General features: G+C 72.6%; 15 protein-coding genes. 5 read left to right on the top strand and 10 right to left on the bottom strand.

Features of this window, described 5'->3' with window-relative positions:
• The first annotated feature begins 432 nt into the window (after nt 1-432).
• Entirely contained in the window at nt 433-1,338 is a 906-nt protein-coding gene (locus AHOG_RS15660; RefSeq protein ID WP_093942018.1) for an alpha/beta hydrolase, read from the top strand.
• Nucleotides 1,339-1,509: 171 nt separating this feature from the next.
• A complete protein-coding gene (locus AHOG_RS15665; RefSeq protein WP_093942019.1) occupies nt 1,510-2,169 on the top strand; it encodes a TetR family transcriptional regulator C-terminal domain-containing protein in 660 nt (219 codons plus the stop codon).
• 576 nt (nt 2,170-2,745) lie between these two features.
• Here AHOG_RS15665 and AHOG_RS29130 read toward each other — a convergent pair.
• From AHOG_RS29130 to AHOG_RS15675, 4 genes are all read right to left on the bottom strand, one after another.
• The gene (locus AHOG_RS29130; RefSeq protein ID WP_169725783.1) at nt 2,746-3,162 is read right to left on the bottom strand and encodes an SMP-30/gluconolactonase/LRE family protein; all 417 of its coding nucleotides are present in this window, start codon (nt 3,160-3,162) and stop codon (nt 2,746-2,748) included.
• A 447-nt stretch (nt 3,163-3,609) separates the two neighbouring features.
• Entirely contained in the window at nt 3,610-4,395 is a 786-nt protein-coding gene (locus tag AHOG_RS15670) for an SMP-30/gluconolactonase/LRE family protein (RefSeq protein ID WP_245856253.1), read from the bottom strand.
• On the bottom strand, nt 4,392-4,607 hold the full coding sequence (locus AHOG_RS29990) for a hypothetical protein (RefSeq protein ID WP_245856254.1): 216 nt from the start codon (nt 4,605-4,607) through the stop codon (nt 4,392-4,394). Before AHOG_RS29990 ends, AHOG_RS15670 begins: the two co-directional genes overlap by 4 nt.
• Nucleotides 4,604-6,433 (bottom strand): flavin-containing monooxygenase, encoded by a 1,830-nt coding sequence (locus AHOG_RS15675; RefSeq protein WP_093944492.1) that lies wholly within the window; start codon nt 6,431-6,433, stop codon nt 4,604-4,606. Before AHOG_RS15675 ends, AHOG_RS29990 begins: the two co-directional genes overlap by 4 nt.
• 716 nt (nt 6,434-7,149) lie before the next feature.
• Here AHOG_RS15675 and AHOG_RS15680 point away from each other — a divergent pair.
• On the top strand, nt 7,150-8,184 hold the full coding sequence (locus tag AHOG_RS15680) for a zinc-binding dehydrogenase (RefSeq protein ID WP_093942020.1): 1,035 nt from the start codon (nt 7,150-7,152) through the stop codon (nt 8,182-8,184).
• A gap of 484 nt (nt 8,185-8,668) precedes the next feature.
• Here the strand turns inward: AHOG_RS15680 and AHOG_RS15690 are convergent, their stop codons facing one another.
• The 4 genes from AHOG_RS15690 to AHOG_RS15705 all read right to left on the bottom strand — a co-directional run bounded on the left by AHOG_RS15690 (nt 8,669) and on the right by AHOG_RS15705 (nt 11,589).
• Complete coding sequence (locus AHOG_RS15690) at nt 8,669-9,880, bottom strand: cytochrome P450 (protein ID WP_093942022.1); 1,212 nt, start codon at nt 9,878-9,880, stop codon at nt 8,669-8,671.
• A 262-nt stretch (nt 9,881-10,142) separates the two neighbouring features.
• Nucleotides 10,143-10,649 (bottom strand): hypothetical protein, encoded by a 507-nt coding sequence (locus AHOG_RS15695; RefSeq protein WP_157736842.1) that lies wholly within the window; start codon nt 10,647-10,649, stop codon nt 10,143-10,145.
• Between the two features lie 20 nt (nt 10,650-10,669).
• Complete coding sequence (locus tag AHOG_RS15700) at nt 10,670-10,870, bottom strand: ferredoxin (RefSeq protein ID WP_093942024.1); 201 nt, start codon at nt 10,868-10,870, stop codon at nt 10,670-10,672.
• A 53-nt stretch (nt 10,871-10,923) separates the two neighbouring features.
• A complete protein-coding gene (locus AHOG_RS15705) occupies nt 10,924-11,589 on the bottom strand; it encodes a TetR/AcrR family transcriptional regulator (RefSeq protein WP_093944493.1) in 666 nt (221 codons plus the stop codon).
• Nucleotides 11,590-12,294: 705 nt separating this feature from the next.
• On the opposite strand from AHOG_RS15705, the gene AHOG_RS15710 reads away from it, so the two are divergent.
• On the top strand, nt 12,295-13,767 hold the full coding sequence (locus AHOG_RS15710; RefSeq protein ID WP_093942025.1) for an MFS transporter: 1,473 nt from the start codon (nt 12,295-12,297) through the stop codon (nt 13,765-13,767).
• 160 nt (nt 13,768-13,927) lie between these two features.
• Here the strand turns inward: AHOG_RS15710 and AHOG_RS15715 are convergent, their stop codons facing one another.
• Nucleotides 13,928-14,272 (bottom strand): MerR family transcriptional regulator, encoded by a 345-nt coding sequence (locus tag AHOG_RS15715; RefSeq protein ID WP_093942026.1) that lies wholly within the window; start codon nt 14,270-14,272, stop codon nt 13,928-13,930.
• Nucleotides 14,273-14,336: 64 nt separating this feature from the next.
• Here AHOG_RS15715 and AHOG_RS15720 point away from each other — a divergent pair, with 64 nt between their 5' ends.
• The gene (locus AHOG_RS15720) at nt 14,337-15,140 is read left to right on the top strand and encodes an aminotransferase class IV family protein (RefSeq protein ID WP_093942027.1); all 804 of its coding nucleotides are present in this window, start codon (nt 14,337-14,339) and stop codon (nt 15,138-15,140) included.
• 186 nt (nt 15,141-15,326) lie between these two features.
• Here the strand turns inward: AHOG_RS15720 and AHOG_RS15725 are convergent, their stop codons facing one another.
• Nucleotides 15,327-16,181: an alpha/beta fold hydrolase gene (locus AHOG_RS15725; RefSeq protein ID WP_093942028.1), complete on the bottom strand. Its 855-nt coding sequence runs from the start codon at nt 16,179-16,181 to the stop codon at nt 15,327-15,329.
• Nucleotides 16,182-16,237 lie beyond the last annotated feature (56 nt).

Here is a 16,237-nt window from a genome sequence, read left to right on the forward strand (position 1 = left end):
CGTCTCGGTATTCGAACTGTTCGTCGCCGGGGCGACGTCCCGCGCGTTCCTCGAAGGAGGACGATCGCGTCCGCGTCTGGCGCGTGATCGGGCGGGTCGCCGCGTGCCGGGGCGCGTTCGGTGACGCGGTCCTCGGTGTTCCGATCGGCGACCGCCGTGCTTCCAGCTTATTTTCGATGAGTACTGAAGGAATAGACGTCAAAGAATGATTTGATGGCGGCCTCCGGCGTCGCGCCCGCAGCCCCACGCCGCCGACTCTGGCCCGCCGAGACCCCCGGTGCGCCGTCGCCCCTCGCGACGCCGTCGGGCCTGCGACACGGTGATGCGCCGAACACGCGAGCGGACCGGACGCGCTCGGCCGCCTAAGATAACAGCACGGTCGTTCGTGCTAATTTATCGCCCGCAGTCGCCGCCGATCGAGGAGTACCGGCCATGGACGCCGTCAAGTCATTCGCCAGCGCCACGCTCAACAGCCTCTCCCGCGTCTCGGGATCGCTGGCCGGAAAGGGCGCCTTCCAACTGTTCGGCATGCCGATGGCCCGCAGCTCCCTGCGCCCGGCCGAGCGCGAGCGGCTCGGTACGGCACGCCGCGAGCAGCTGCGGATCAACCGCTCGGCGGTGTCGGTCTACCGCTGGGGCACCGGCGAACGGCCCGTGCTGCTCGTCCACGGCTGGCAGTCCCGAGGATCGCGCCTGACCGACCTCGTGCCCGGCCTCCTCGAACAGGGCCGCAGCGTCATCACCTTCGACGCGCCCGCCCACGGGGACTCCACCGGCCGCAGCGCCACCATCCACCACTACCGCGAGATCCTCTCCCGACTCCAGGAGCGCCACGGCGTCTTCGAGGCGATCGTCGCCCACTCGGTGGGCGTGCTCGGGGCCTTCTACTCGCTGGCGCACGGCGGCGTCGAGGCACGCAGGCTCGTGAGCATCAGCGGGGTCTGCGACTTCGCGCACCTGGTCGACGAGTTCTGCGCCATCCTGAAGATCCGCGACCCGCTGAAGGCGCAGCTGCTCCGCGAGATCGGCGCGCGCCTCTTCCCCGACCTGCCCGCCGACCGAATGCCGTTCTCGATCACCCACGCCGCCGAGGCGGTCGCGATACCCGCCCTGGTCGTCCACGACGAGCACGACGACCGGATCGAGGTGACACAGGGACGGCGGATCGCCGCCGCGTTGGGCCACCAGGCCCGGCTGGTCATCACGACCGGACTGGGCCACCGACGCATCCTCGGCGATGACGAGGTCATCCGCACCGTGCTGGACTTCGTGGCGGAGGACGCGACGCGGCGGGACGGACCCACCGCGCCCGTCGCCGCCCCGGTCTCGGCCGACTGAGCGGGCCGCCGGGCCGGCGCGCAGGCGACGCCGCCCGACCGCGTCGACGCCGATCGCCGGGCCGAACCGGGGCGGACCCGGCCATGAGCACCGCACGACCAGCCGCGTCTTCAGTACACTGCCGCGTTCAGGCACACGAGGTCTCGGCCCAGCAGACAGGCAGGCACGGGAATGGCAGCACGAGCGCACTCCGACGGCGACGGACGGGTCGAACGCGGCAATCAGACCCGCAGGCTGATCCTGCGGCGCAGTGTGGACACGGCGTCCGTCGAAGGGCTCGGCGGACTCTCACTCGGCCGTCTCGCCACCGAACTCCAGCTCAGCAAGAGCGGGGTGTTCGCCCTCTTCGGGTCCAAGGTAGACCTCCAGGTCGCCACGGTCCGGGCGGCGGTCGCGATCTACGTCGAGCACGTCGTCGCACCCGCGCTCCGCCTGCCGCCGGGGCTCGGCAGGCTCTGGACGGCGTGCACCTCGTGGCTGCGTTACTCCCGGGACCGCGTGTTCCCCGGCGGCTGCTTCTTCTACGCCGTCTCCGCCGAGTACGACACCCGCGAGGGGCCGGTGCACGATGCCGTCGCCACCGCCCGGTCCGACTGGACGCGCTTCCTCGAGGAGACGGCCCGTGAGGCCCAGCGGACCGGCGAGCTTCGCGAAGACGTCGACGTCGGCCAGCTCGTCTTCGAGATGATCGCCTTCATGGAGCTGGCCAACGCCGAGTCCGTGATGCACCGCGACGACACCTACTACGACCGCGCGGCCAAGGGCATCACCGCGCGAGTACGCGCCTCGGCGGTCGACCCCGCGCGGCTGCCGGAGCCCGCGCTGTCCTGACGACGTCCCCTGTGCGGCGGCTGCGTCCTGCCTGATCCGAGGCGACCGCCCGCTGCACGTTATGACGACGCGGTGACGGACGACGCGGTGACGGACGATCCCGACGACATCGGTCACCGTGCCGAGGCGCGGAGTCTCCTCGTCGACGTCGGGCCACCGCAGCGGGACCGGCGCACGTCCGCCGCCGCCTCGTAGGCCGAGACACGACGGCGGACGCGGATCGGCGGGGGAGCCCGTCGGCACGACGGCGATCAGACTCCCGCCGCGACGTCGAGTCGCCGACGGGCGGCGGTCGCGGTGTCCCGAGAGACGGTGCTGACGTGCCCGGACGGCCGGCGTTCGGCGCCACAGGTCGCACCGCCTCCGGAGCGGGACGGCCCGGCGTGCGGCGCAGGCGTCGACCCCGCCATCCCAGCGGGACGGACGGCTCCCTGGGACGCCTGCGGACCGCCGTGACACTCGCATCCTCGACGGTCGTCGGCGTCCGACGCCGGTGTGCCGCCCGGTCGTCGGCGTCCGACGACGTCGGGAGGCCGACGTCCCGCCCCGCCGCGTGCGGGGCAGGACCGGTGCGGTTCAGTCGGCGTCTTCCCCGGGGATCACCCGCTCCTGATCGGCGGTCGCCGAGGCGTCCTCGGAGCGATCCCGACTCGGCTCCGCCGGGCGCGGAGTCAGCCGCAGCACGCTGCCCTCGCCGTCGGCCGAGAGGTAGAGCGCCCCGGTCGAGTCCACCGCGAGTCCGGCGAACCGTCGAGGCAGCCCGGGCAGGCCGTGGCAGAACAGGGCGGGCTCGGCTCGGGTGACCCCCGACGGCAGGCCCACCGGCAGGTCTGCCACGTCGATCCGCCGCTGTCCCGTGGTCGGGTCCACCGCCCGCGGCAGCCGGGGCCCGGTCTCGACGACGAACAGCTCGCCGTCCCGGAACGCCCGCCCCTGCGGGGCGCCGAGTCCGTCGGCCACCGGCACCGCCTCGCCGCCGTCGACGCGGAGCACCGCGCCACGTCGTTCGTCGCTGACGTAGCACCGCTGTCGGTCGTCGAAGGCAACGTCGACGGGGTGGTCGAGGCCCGTCGACGAGCACCGTGACGACGTCGTCCTCGTCGATGGCGAGCACCCGACCCGCACCCGCCCCGGCGACGACGAGCACACCGTCGCCGCGCACGGCCAGGCCCGCGGGCCCGTCCAGTGCCTCGGCCCGCACTCGCACGGCCCGCGTCACCGGGTCGTACGTGCACACCCGGCCGTACTGCGAGGTCACGTGCAGCAGCCCGTCGTCGGCGGCGATGCCGTGAGCGAAGATCACCATCGCGCGGGTGGACACGTCGCTCGCAGGCGCGTCCGGCCCGTCCCGCGGCTCGGCTCGGGCAGGAGTGGCGGGCGACTCGGCGTCGGAACCGCGGCCCGCCTGGTCCGCGGGTCCCGCCGGGCGGCCCGTCGCCGTCAGGCCCGCCGATGCCGCCGGCTGCGCCGTCCCCGCCGCGCCGCCGGAGCTCGCCACCCCGGTAGGACTCGCCGGCCGGTAGTGGTCGGCCGCGTACACCTCCCCGTCCGCGGCCACCGCCACGCCGAACGGCCCGTCGACCCCGGCGGGACGACGTCGCGAGTCCGGCCGTCGGGATGCAGCTCGGCGATGCCGCCGCCGGCGTAGCTGGAGACGAACATGCGGTTCTCCCCGTCGAAGGCCGCGTTGTCCAGCCCGGTCACCCCGCTCGCCACGATCGTGCGCGAGCCCGTGCCGAAGAGGTCGATGACGGTGACATACCCCTCGGCCCCTCTAGACAGCACGATCAGCCTGCCGCCCTCGTCGAAGCGCACCGCCACCGGCTCGTGCACCCGGTCCGCCACGAGCTCCGGCTCGCCGCCGTCGAGCCCGATCCGATAGACCTCGCCGGTGAGCATGTGCGGGTAGTGGAGGCAGCCGTCCGGCCCCAGCTGCATCGCGTTGCCCACGACCGGCCCACCGGTGAGCACCCTCGGTTCGTCGCCGTCGAGGGGGAACGGCTCCAGCAGGCGACCGTCGACGGCCATCTCGTTGACGAAGAGCCGCTCGCCGACGCAGGCGATGCCGTTGGGCACCCGCACTCGGTCCGTGACGAGGGTGAAGGCGCCGCCGGGATCTCGACGCCACACCCGGCCGGGGACGAGGTCGGTGAGGTACATCGAGCCGTCCGGCCCGAAGGCGAGGTCGTCGGGCGACTGGACGGGGCCGTTCGCGGGAATGATCACCTCGACGTCACCGAGGCGACGTCGACCGCGCTGACCTGCCCGGCGAGGAACTGGGCCACGTAGAGTCGCCCGTCCGGCCCGAAGGCGACGCCGTTGGAGCCCCACAGCCGGTTCGGCCGATTCAGCCGCTGAACGGACCAGCGGCGACTCACCGGCGTCGGGAGTCCGGCCGCGGCGAGACGACTCGGCGGCGCCTCCCCCTCGGGCCTCATTCCGCGTCGACCATGACGTCGTCCATCCCACCGTCGGTCCGCCACCGTCTGAGCAGCTCGTGGAACACGACGGGTCCGTCGCTGTAGGTCTCGCCACGAGGCCGGGGCCGTCCCTCGTTGTTGTAGTAGCCGGGCGTGCACTCGGCCTGGAATCGGTACTGGTCCGGCGCCTTCTCCCGCAGCGTGGTCACCCAGGACTCCTCCGCAGCCGCGCTCGGCTCGATGCGACGGGCCTCGCGCTGTCGTGCCTGGGCGACGACCGCCGCGACATGCGTGGCCTGCTCGTCCAGGACGTGCACGAAGTTGACCGAGGCGGCGTTCTGCAACGGGCCCAGATGAAAGAGGTTGGGAAAACCGTGGGAGTAGAAGCCGTGCAGGGTGCGGGGACCACGCCCCCAGTACTCGATGAGCGACGTCCCGCCTCGGCCGTAGACCGGCAGGCTGCCCGCCAGCACGCCCGAGACGCCGACCTCGAAGCCGGTGGCGAAGATGATGCAGTCGACCTCGTACTCCGTCCCACCGACCACCACCGCGTTCTCGGTGATCCGCTCCACTCCCCCGTGGTCGGCGGTGTCGACCAGCGTGACGTCCGGCCGGTTGAACGTCTCCAGGTAGTGATCGCTGAAGGTCGGGCGCTTGCACAGGTAGCGATACCAGGGCTTGAGGAGTTCGGCGATCGCCGGGTCCTCGACGACGGCGTCCACCCTGGCCCGAATCTCGTTCATCTTCTGGAAGTCGGCGACCTCGTTCACGTACTCCCGCTCCTCCGGCGGCAGGTCCGAGTAGGCGTCGCTGGGAATGAGGTTCTGCAACAGCCGGGCGCTGCCGGTCCAGCCGTCGGCCACCAGGTCCTCCTCGGCCTGGCCGCCGTGGACGATCGTGAGGAAGTTGTCCCGACGTCGCCGATGCCAGCCCGGCGTCAACGAGTCGGCCCAGGCTCGGTCTGTGCGGCGGTTGTCCCGGGCGTCCACCGTGGAGGGCGTGCGCTGGAAGACGTACAGGTGCCGGGCGTCGCGCCCGAGGTGCGGCACGACCTGGATGGCGGTCGCCCCGGTGCCGATCAGTGCGACGCGCTTGTCCGCGAGGCGGTGCAGCCCGCCGTCGGCGTCCCCGCCGGTGTAGTCGTAGTCCCACCGGCTGGTGTGGAAGGTGTGCCCGGCGAAGTCCTCGATGCCGGGGATGCCGGGGAGCTTGGGCCTGCTCAGCGTCCCACTGGACACCACGACGTGCCGCGCGCGGATCTCGTCGTCTCGGTCGGTGCGCACGATCCACTCCGCCTCGGCGTCGTCCCACCGCAGTTCCGTCGCCCTGGTCTGGAAGCAGACGTCACGGTAGAGGTCGAAGTGTCGTCCGATGGCCCGTGCGTGCTGTCGGATCTCCTCCCCCGGCGAGTACCGCCACTCGGGGACGTACCCGATCTCCTCCAGCAACGGCAGGTAGACGTAGGACTCGATGTCGCAGTGGATGCCGGGATAGCGGTTCCAGTACCAGGTTCCGCCGAAGTCGCCGCCCTCCTCGATCACTCGGATGTCCTCGATGCCCTCCTGGCGCAGGCGCGCCCCGCTGAGCAGGCCGCCGAAGCCGCCGCCGACGATCACCACCTCGACGCGGTCGCGCAGCGGCGCGCGGGTGAACTCGGGATCCGAGTAGGGATCGTCGGCGTAGTAGCCGAAGTCCCCGTCGACGCGCCGGTACTGCGCGTTGCCGTCGGGCCGGATCCGACGGTCCCGTTCCTCGCGGTAGCGGGCGCGGAGCGCCTCGGGATCGAAGCCGAGCTCGTCGGGCAGCGGCGCGCGGGTGGCGGGCGGCTGATCAGGAGTGGGCATGCAGGCCTCTCTGGTCGGGTCGGGTGCTGATCGGGCTGAGGACTGGTCCGGGCCGGTCGCTGGTCGGAGGGTGCTGATCGGTCGAACGGCGGTGGCGGGCCGTCCCCGGTACGACGCCCGCCGTACCCGAGTCCGCCATGGACGTTCCCGCGGCGGGTTCGGCGCGGTGCCGGTGTTTCGGGTCGACGCCGTCGCGACGCGGTCCGCTCGCTCGGCCTGGTGGGCCGCGCCCTTCGGAGCGTCGTGCGGCCGAGCCGCACGGCGTCGTGCGGGCGCCGCCCGGCCGCCTCCGCGCGGAGTCGACACCAGCCCTCCGTCCTCCTCCTGGGAAGGCACGGCCTGCTCCGGCGCCGAGCCCCGGAGCGTGTTCGCCGCCGCCTCGTCGTGATCTCGACCCACTCCAGCTAAGCGACGCCCGGTTGATGAGTCAACCGACTGACTTAATTATCCCTGGTCACAGACTCCGGTGATACTGGTCACAGACCGTGATGGTCGAGGGGGCGACGCCCGAGCCCGTCGACTCCGATCGGGCGAGCCAGGCCCCGTGTCCTCGCCGAGTCGCCCCGCCGCCGTCAGGTTTCGGCCTCGACCGCCCAGGGGACCCGAGAAGCGGCGAGCAGGTTCGATGCCGCCGCCTGGACACCGACGGCGGCCGAAGCGAGACCCCGCGCGGGCGGCCTCGCGTCGGATCGCACGAACGCTCCGGAGAGGAAGCCATGCGAGCGACGCTGATCTACGGGGCGGGCGACGTCCGGGTGGAGGACGTGCCGGACGCCAGGCTCCGCGAACCCACCGACGCCGTGGTCCGGGTCGTGCGATCGTGCGTCTGCGGCAGCGACCTGTGGCCCTTCGCCTCTCGGCCCGCCTCCGAGCGCGGCGACCGGATGGGACACGAGTTCCTCGGCGTGGTGGAGGAGGTCGGCGCCGCGGTGACCGCGCCCGCGGTCGGCGACGTCGTGGTCGCGCCGTTCGTCTGGGCGGACGGCACCTGCGACTTCTGTGCCGAGGGCCTGCACACCTCGTGCAGGCACGGCGGCAACTGGGGCGCGCCGGACGTGGACGGCGGTCAGGGCGAGGCGGTGCGCGTCCCGCAGGCCCAGGGCACGCTGGTACGACTTCCCGTGGCGGCGGACTCGCCGCTGCTGCCCGCGCTGCTCACCCTCTCCGACGTCCTGCCGACCGGGCATCACTGCGCGGTGACGGCCGGGGTCGGACCGCGCACCACGGTCACCGTGATCGGCGACGGCGCCGTCGGCCTCTGCGCGGTGCTGGCGGCCCGGCGGCTCGGCGCCGCGCGCATCCTGCTGATGGGCAGGCACACCGACCGCACCGACCTCGGCGGCGAGTTCGGCGCCACCGACGTCGTCGCGGAGCGCGGCGAAGAGGGCGTCGAGCGGGTCCGCGAGCTGACCGGCGGCGACGGCACACACGCCGTCCTGGAATGCGTGGGCACCCGGCCCGCGGTGGAGACGGCCTTCGGCGTGGTGCGTGACGGCGGCGCGGTCAGCCGGGTCGGCGTCCCGCAGTACGCCGAGGTCCCGATGGACTTCGGCGTGTTCCTGCGCAACATCACGCTCACCGGCGGCGTCGCGCCCGCCCGCGCCTACATCGACGAACTGCTGCCCGACGTGCTCGACGGCGTCATCGAGCCCGGCAAGGTGTTCGATCGGACGATCAGCCTCGACAGGGTCGCCGACGGTTACCGCGCGATGGCCGACCGCACGGCGCTGAAGGTGCTGCTGCGCGTCTGAGTCGATCGAGGAACCGTTGCCGCGTCTGCTCGGATCGGACGGTGTCCCGTCTCGCCGGACGACTCCTCGACGGCTGCCTCGGCGACCCCGCCCGGTTCCGAGATCGACGACCCGATCTCGGGACCGGAGTACGGCAGGCACGACCAGGCCTCGACGAACGCGAACGCCCGCCGGTTCCGCATCCCGCTCCGCGCCGTTCGACGCGGGGACTCACCGTCGAGTGCGGCACGGCCGAGAACGGCGGGGCCGTGCCGCGCCCCTGGAGACTCCGGGACGCCCGGATTCCTGGCGCGCTCCACGGCGTCCGGCATCGGTCGTGTGTCATCGGTCGTGGGCGAGGGCGGAGTGCGGCCGACCCGCGGTCGCACTCGTGCGCGGCCCCTGCTCCCCGACGCCGAACCGCCCAGCCGCGGTCACACAGTGGACCACCACGACGCCCGTGCCGACCGCGGCCAGGCCCGCCCCGCCCCGCGCGGCGCGCAGCTCACCAGGTGACGGGCAGTTCGTAGACGCCGTAGACGAAGCCGTCGTGCTTGAACGGGATCTCGTCGAAGTCGACGGCGAGTCGCAGACCGGGGAGACGTCGATAGAGGGTGCGGTAGACGATCTCGAGTTCCAGGCGGGCCAGCGACTGACCGAGACACTGGTGTCCGCCGAAGCCGAAGGCCACGTGATGCCGGGCCTCCCGCAGTACGTCGAGCCGATCCGGATCGGGGAAGGCCTGTTCATCGCGGTTGGCGATCTCGTTGGGCAGCACCAGCCCCTCCCCCGCCCGCACGGTCCGTCCGGCGACCTCCAGGTCGGCCAGCGCCACGCGACGCCTGCCGCCGTGGGTGATGTTCAGGTAGCGCAACAGCTCCTCGACCGCCCCCGGGACGACCTTCGGATCGTCGGCGTCGCGCACCAGGGCGAGCTGCTCGGGATGACGCAACAAGGTCAGGGTGCTCAACGCGATCATGTTCGCGGTCGTCTCGTGGCCCGCGATCAGCAGCAGCACCGCCATCGAGGTGGCCTCCGGCGTGGTCAGCTCCCCCCTCGTGATGCGGGCGGCGAGCCGGGAGAGCAGGTCGTCACCGGGATCGTCGATCTTGGCCGTCACCAGTGCGTGGAGGTACTCGCTCAGCCGCCCGACGGCGTCGGTCCGCTGCTCCGGCGTCGAGTTCCGGTTGATCAGCGTCCTGCTGTTGCCCTGGAAGAAGTCGTGATCGGCGTAGGGGACGTCCAGCAGCCTGCAGATCACCAGGGACGGCACCGGAAGGGCGAAGGCCTCCACCAGGTCCACCGGCGTCGGACCGGCCAGCAGCTCGTCGATCGAGTCGTCGACGATCCGCTGCACGGTCGGCCGCATGGCCGCCACCCGCTTCACGGTGAACTCGGCGCTGACCATCCGACGCAGCCGGGCGTGCTCGGGATCGTCCATCCCGATGAAGCTGAGGCCGCCCCCGTTACCGGGTGCCTGGCGGGGATAGTCGGGGCGGGTCATGTCGGCGCTGACCCGCGCATCGCCCAGCACGGCACGCTGATCGGCGTAGCGGGTGACCAGCCAGGGTGTGCTGCCGTCCCACAGCCGGACCCGCGCCAGCGGCGACCGTTCCTGGAGTGCTCGCAGTTCCGGGGGCGGGTCGAAAGGACAGCCCTGGGCGCGGGGCATCGGGTATTCGGGAGTCTCGGCGGCGGGTTCGATCGTGCTCGTCATCGTGATCCTTCCGGTGCGGGCGGCACGCGCCCGGCAGGGCGACGCGCCCGGTACGGCCGTCGGACGAGTGGACGGCGGAGCCGCCGAGGGTTCGGCGGTGCCGTCGTGGCGGGGCGTGGTGACGGGGTGTCGTGGGCAGGGCGTTCGGGACAGGGCGTCGGGGCAGTGCGTCGCGCACCGGAGGTCCCCCGTGGACGACTCCCGGAGAAGGGTCGAGCAGTCGATCCGCATGGCGCGGGCCGTCGCGCGGTCTCGTCGCTCGTCAGCCGCTGATGCGATCCGCCGTCGCGATCTCGACGACCGCCCGCGGCGGGACGACGTCGACACCGCGGGACGACGTCGGCTCCGCTCCGGGATCGGTGAGCCGCCGTCGATGGTCGCGGGCCCGCGTGGGCAGGTTCCAGCCCAGGACGCCGACGGCCTCGCCCGGACGGTGGCGAACCGCGACGAAGCGACACGCGGCGACGTCGCCCGCCCCGATCGTCACGTCGGGGTCGCCGCCGGGCGGCCCGTGCGTCTGAAGCCGCGCGTCGAACCGGTCCGTGGAGAAGCAGGGCACCGGGGCGTCGGCGCGGCCGGGCCGCCGAGGACAGGCCGGATGTTCAGGGCGCCGAGCGCCTCCCGAGGCACCGCCGAGGACCTGTTCGGACAGCGGGGTCCGATCGGAGGGCGGGTACGGCTCGGCGTCGAGGAGTGTCGGCGCGCCTGCGTTGCCCGTGCGGCGCGGCGCCGCCGCGGTGGCGCGCCCGGCCGCGGACGCGTCGACCACCACGATCCCGCCGGGAGGCGTCACGCCGTCCCGCTGAGCTGGATCGCCGATGCCGGGCACACGTCGGCGGCCTCGCGCACCCGGTCGTGGACGTCCGCGGCGGGCTGGGCATCGAGCAGCATCACGATGCCGTCCTCGTCACGCTGGTCGAACACCTCCGGGGCGACGAGGACGCAGGAGCCCGCGCCGCAGCATTTGTCCTGGTCCACTGAGATCCTCATCGAATGCCCTCCTCATGGCGGCGGGCGGCGGCTCGCGGCGCCCGCCAGTCGTGTCACTCGTCGATCACACGGCGGTCGCTCGTGACCGGCGCCATCCACATCCCGGTGATCGCGTCGATCAATCCGGTCGCGGCGTCCTCCCAGGTGTTCCGGACCGTGAGCGTTCCCTCCGCCAGGGCGCGTTCCCGCTCCGCGCAGGTGTGGGACATCAGGTAGCGGGCCATCGCGCCGCGTTCGAGGTGCACGGGCAGCGGCAGCTCCGGCAGACAGCGGTTGAGCCCGTCGATCACCTGCTGGATGGGCGTGGTGCTCAGCGCCTCCTCGACGATGATCCGCCGCAGACCGGGGTCGGTCATCACCTGCGCGCCGAACCGCGCGTACCAGGTGGGGCCGCCCAGTTCCGCCAGGTGCTCGGTGAAGGGCCGCACCAGACAGGCCACCCAGTCTCGGACCTCGTCGCTGTCACCGATCTCGGCGAGCATGCGGACACGGACGGCCTCCATCGGCTCGGCGTGGCGGCGCACGATGGCGCGGACGAGGTCGGTCTTGGTGCCGAAGTGGTAGCCGACCGCGAAGTTGTTGCCCTGCCCGGCGGCCTCGCCGACCTGACGGTTGGACACCGCGTACACCCCGTGCTCGGCGAACAGCCGCTCGGCCGCGCTCAGGATCGCCTCCCGCGTCCCCTCGACCTGCTCGGCTCTTCTCGTTCTGGCCGCCATCGTCACCACCGCGCCGCTGCGTCGTGCCGCCGGACGGCGCGGTGACCGGTGCGAGCGGACCCGTTGGGGGGAGGAGACCCGGGTCGGGCGGGTCGAAGTCCCGTGGAGTCCCCTCGACCGCGACCTGGTGCCGCAGCGGAGAACCTCGGTGGCGATACCGGGCGCGGGCGTGCCTGCCGCCCGGCGGCCCCGAGGTCGGTGCTCGGGTGGTTCAGCGCCTGCCGCGCGTCGCTCGGCGTCATGGGGTCTCCTCCAGTGGATCTCGATCGACTCAGGCTAGGCGGGGCGCTCGAGTTGAGTCAAGCGACTGACTTAACGCTTTCGGTGGACGCACCCCGAACCGGAGGTCACCCATTCTCGAGAAGCACGCCACGGCGTCCGACCCCGTGCCGCCGATCCTTCGACCAGCGCGACACCGCGACCGAGATCGATGATCGATCCGTCCGGACGCGAGCCCCGACGACCGCGTCGTCGACCACACGGCGGGCGCCGCGGCACGGCGCAGCTCCGCCTGGGACCGAGAGTCGACCGGTGGCACGTGGCGCGATCCCGCGGCGCCCGCCAGAGTCGAGGACGGCGGGCACGACGGGCCCGGGGCCGCCGTGTCGGCGACGCGGTGGATCGTCGTCCGATCACCTCCGGCTAATCTAAGTCAATCGACTGATTTAATCGTCTCTCACCCGCGTCAGGACGAAAGGCTTCACCATGTCGAGTGCCTCGACACGAACCACCGACGCCGGAACGGTCGCTCCACCCCGCACCAACGTCGTCGTCTCGGTGCTGGCGATGGCGGGCATCGTCGTGGCGCTGATGCAGACCCTCGTCATCCCGCTGATCCCCGAGCTGCCCCGACTGCTGGACGCCACCACGTCCGACGCGAGCTGGGTGATCACCGCGACCCTGCTGTCCGCCGCCGTCGCCACCCCCACGGTGGGCAGATTGGGCGACATGTACGGCAAGAGACGCATGCTGCTGGTGAGCCTGATCCTGCTGGTGGCGGGTTCGGTCATCGGCGCGCTCAGCAACACGCTGGCGCCCATGATCGTCGGCCGCGTCCTTCAAGGACTCGCCGCGGGCGTGATCCCGCTGGGCATCAGCATCATGCGCGATGAACTGCCCGCCGAACGGCTGGGCGCCGCGACCGCGCTGATGAGCGCGTCCCTCGGCGTCGGCGGGGCGCTCGGGCTGCCGACGGCGGCCCTGCTGGCGGAGTACACCGACTGGCACGTGCTGTTCTGGGCGTCGGCGCTGCTGGGCGCCCTCGCCGCCGCCCTGGTCTTCACGCTGGTCCCCGAATCCCGGGTCCGCACCGGCGGCCGCTTCGACCTCGTCGGCGCGATCGGCCTGTCCATCGCGTTGATCTGTCTGCTGCTGGCCGTCTCCAAGGGCGCCGACTGGGGCTGGACCAGCGGACTCACCACCACGCTGTTCGTCGTCACCGCCGTGGTCCTCGCCGGCTGGGGCTGGTGGGAGCTGCGGAACCGGCAGCCGTTGGTGGACCTGCGCACCACGCTGCGTCGTCAGGTGCTGCTGACCAACCTCGCCTCGGCGGTGTTCGGGTTCTCCATGTTCGCGATGTCGCTCGTGCTGCCGCAACTGCTCCAGCTGCCCACGGCCACCGGATACGGGCTGGGGCAGCCGATGATGACCGTGGGCCTGGTCATGGCGCCGTCCGGACTGGTCATGATGGCCATGGCCCCGGTGTCCGCGCGGATCTCGCGGCTGCGCGGGCCGAGGACGACGCTGATGGTCGGCGCCGTCGTGGTGGCGGCGGGCTACGGACTGAGCATCGTGCTGATGTCGGCGCTCTGGCAACTGATGTTGATCTCCAGCATCATCGGCGCGGGTATCGGCATCGCCTATGGGGCGATGCCCGCACTGGTCATGTCGGCCGTGCCCGTGTCGGAGACGGCCGCCGCCAACAGTCTCAACACGCTGATGCGCTCGATCGGCACCTCGTTGTCCAGCGCGGTCGCGGGCGTCGTCCTGGCCCAGCTGACGATCACCGTCGGCACCGCCGCCGTCCCGTCGCAGAACGGCTTCCGGGTGGTCATGGCGATCGGGGCGGGCGCGGCGTTGGCCGCCGCCGTCATCGCCGCCTTCCTGCCGAGGCGACGACCGGGCGCACCGCCCTCGGGCACGCCGGAGAGGCCCGCGCCCGCCGAGGTCGCGAGCTGACCGCGGCCGGGTGGGGCGGCCTGTGCCCCCCACCCGCGCAGGCTCCCGTCTGACGGGGCGGGTACGCCGAACCGGGGCGACGCCGACCTGATCATGGCCGCGGCGGCCGCGCTCCTACCGCGGCCGGCACCGAGACGGAAGGAGGGCCGGGCCGCGGAGGTCAGGAGGTGGTGGCCGCCACCAGACCCGCGAGCGCGGACCGGGCGTTGCTCAGGGTGGCGATCCGGCCGTCCAACCCGTGAAGCTGCTCCAGCAGCAGCTCCGCCGCACAGCGGTTCAGCTCCGGCCCCGGCCCCTCCACACAGGGCATCAGGTCGCGGATGACACTGGTCGGCAGCCCGGCGGCGAGCAGAGTCCTGATGTGGCCGACCACGATCGGGGCGTCCTCGCCGTAGCGGCGATGCCCCGTCCCGACCCGCCGGGTCTGGAGCAGCCCCTGCTCCTCGTAGTAACGCAGCAGGCGCGGACCGACCCCGGTCACCCGCGCGAGCTCGCCGATCCTCATGCCGTGTGACCTACCTCATCCGCGCTTGAATCTCACATGCATGTCAGATTCTACGGTGGCAGGCATGACCGCCTACGTCGTCCACCGACAGGATCGCCCGGCCACCGCCGCGGAGCTGACGCCCCTCGCCTTCGCCGGATACGCGCACTTCACGGCCATGCAGGTACGCGACGGCCGCGTCCGAGGCCTCGACCTGCACCTGGAGCGGCTGCGCTCGGCCTCGGTCGAGCTGTTCGGCCGGGCGCTGCCCGACGAACGAGTCCGCACGGCGCTGCGGACGGCGATCGCCGCGGGCCCGGCCGACCTCTCCCTGACCGCGACCGTGTACTCGCCCGCAGGGGAGTTCGTCGTGGCGGGCGAGGACGTCGAACCCGACCTGCTGGTCCGCACCGCGGTCGCCGCGGCCGGCCCGGCGGGGCCGCTGACCCTGGCCGTCGTCGAGCACGAACGGGATCTGCCCTCGATCAAGCACGTCGGCGAGGTCGGCAAGACCTACCTCCTACGGCAGGCCGCGGCGCGGGGCTTCGACGACGCCGCGTTCCTCGACCGGCGAGGCAGGCTGAGCGAGGGCACGATCTGGAACCTCGCCTTCTGGGACGGCGCCGAGGTGATCTGGCCGGACGCCGCGCTGCTGACGGGGACCACGATGGGCGTCGTCCGCAGACAACTCGACCGGCTCGGCGTCGGTCAGCGTGTCCAGCAGATCACCCCGGCGGACCTGCCCGCCCTCGCCGGCGCGGTGGTCATGAACTCGTGGACGCCGGGCGTGCCGGTGCACCGGATCGGATCGACGTCCCTGCCCGCCGCGCCGGTCTTCCTCGACCTGCTGCATCGGGCCTGGCGAGCCGAGTCGCCCGCCGCCCCGTGATCGCCGGCCGTCCCGTGACCGAGCCCCGCCTGTGACCTGCTGTTCCGTGGGGGCGACGACACCGGCTCGTCCCGGCACGATCGGTGTTCCGCCGCCACCACCGGCCGGCATGACCGGGCGCGACCCCACCGGCCGGCGCGGCCCCGACGGCGCCGCCACGCATCCGCCGGCTGCGTCGGGACGCCCTCAGCGCGGCGGCGAGGCCAGCACGGCCGCCAGCTCGTCGGGACGAGCGAGGAACGGGCTGTGGTCGCCGGGCAGGGTGTGCACCGTGAACGGCCGGGCGGGCATCGCCTCGTCGGCCTCGGCGATCATGAGGTCCTGCGCGGCGGGCAGGAACGCGCGATCGTCCGCGCAGCGCACGAACGTGCGCGGGATGCTCCCCCAGCCGTTCCCGGTCAGGGAGATCGGGCTGCTCGGGACGGCCAACGGCAGGTCCGTGCTCAGCGTGGACCGCCACCGGTCGACCCGCTCGACGGGGAGGTCGGCGTGATAGGTCTGGTGGAGCTCGTCGACATAGGACAGTTCTGTCGAGAGCGGGTCGAGCCGGATCGCGCCGAGCGCCCCCGGGTCGCCGATCGTCAGGCCCGGCCCCCGGTCGAGGGTGTTCTCCGGCGAGTTCGCGTAGTCGAGGAAGCTCGGCCTGCCCGCCGGGACGAAGGCCGACAGGTAGACGATCCGGTCGACGAGTTCGGGGGCCTGCTCGGCGGCCAGCGAGGCGGGCCCGCCACCCGCGCTGTGCGCGACGAGGACGACCGACCGCGCGCCGCCTCGGACCGAACGCAGCGTGCTCAGCACGGCGTCGGCGCAGTCCTGCATCGTCAGTCCGGCCAGCGCCGACTTCTCGGTGCGCATCGCGTCCCGGCCGCCGGTCAGGTAGCCGGTGGGCAGCGGAGCGTCGAAACCGTGGCCGGGGAGGTCCACCGCGACGCTCGCGACGCCCCGCGCGGCCAGCGCACGCTGCGTCGGAACCCAGTGCCACGAGCTGTGCCAGGCGCCGTGGACGAGGACGAACATCGTCTCGATCGGTTGTGCGGTCATGCGCTCATTCCAGCCTCGGCGGACTCCCGCCTCCACCGACATGTCCGACACACCGT

This window comes from Actinoalloteichus hoggarensis (assembly GCF_002234535.1).
GTDB classification, from domain to species: domain Bacteria; phylum Actinomycetota; class Actinomycetes; order Mycobacteriales; family Pseudonocardiaceae; genus Actinoalloteichus_A; species Actinoalloteichus_A hoggarensis.

Coding starts and splice junctions, on each gene's coding strand:
- AHOG_RS15660 (WP_093942018.1), top strand. CDS start 433: ATGGACGCCGTCAAGTCATTCGCCAGCGCCACGCTCAACAGCCTCTCC.
- AHOG_RS15665 (WP_093942019.1), top strand. CDS start 1,510: ATGGCAGCACGAGCGCACTCCGACGGCGACGGACGGGTCGAACGCGGC.
- AHOG_RS29990 (WP_245856254.1), bottom strand. CDS start 4,607: ATGAGGCCCGAGGGGGAGGCGCCGCCGAGTCGTCTCGCCGCGGCCGGA.
- AHOG_RS15675 (WP_093944492.1), bottom strand. CDS start 6,433: ATGCCCACTCCTGATCAGCCGCCCGCCACCCGCGCGCCGCTGCCCGAC.
- AHOG_RS15680 (WP_093942020.1), top strand. CDS start 7,150: ATGCGAGCGACGCTGATCTACGGGGCGGGCGACGTCCGGGTGGAGGAC.
- AHOG_RS15690 (WP_093942022.1), bottom strand. CDS start 9,880: ATGACGAGCACGATCGAACCCGCCGCCGAGACTCCCGAATACCCGATG.
- AHOG_RS15700 (WP_093942024.1), bottom strand. CDS start 10,870: ATGAGGATCTCAGTGGACCAGGACAAATGCTGCGGCGCGGGCTCCTGC.
- AHOG_RS15705 (WP_093944493.1), bottom strand. CDS start 11,589: ATGGCGGCCAGAACGAGAAGAGCCGAGCAGGTCGAGGGGACGCGGGAG.
- AHOG_RS15710 (WP_093942025.1), top strand. CDS start 12,295: ATGTCGAGTGCCTCGACACGAACCACCGACGCCGGAACGGTCGCTCCA.
- AHOG_RS15715 (WP_093942026.1), bottom strand. CDS start 14,272: ATGAGGATCGGCGAGCTCGCGCGGGTGACCGGGGTCGGTCCGCGCCTG.
- AHOG_RS15720 (WP_093942027.1), top strand. CDS start 14,337: ATGACCGCCTACGTCGTCCACCGACAGGATCGCCCGGCCACCGCCGCG.
- AHOG_RS15725 (WP_093942028.1), bottom strand. CDS start 16,181: ATGACCGCACAACCGATCGAGACGATGTTCGTCCTCGTCCACGGCGCC.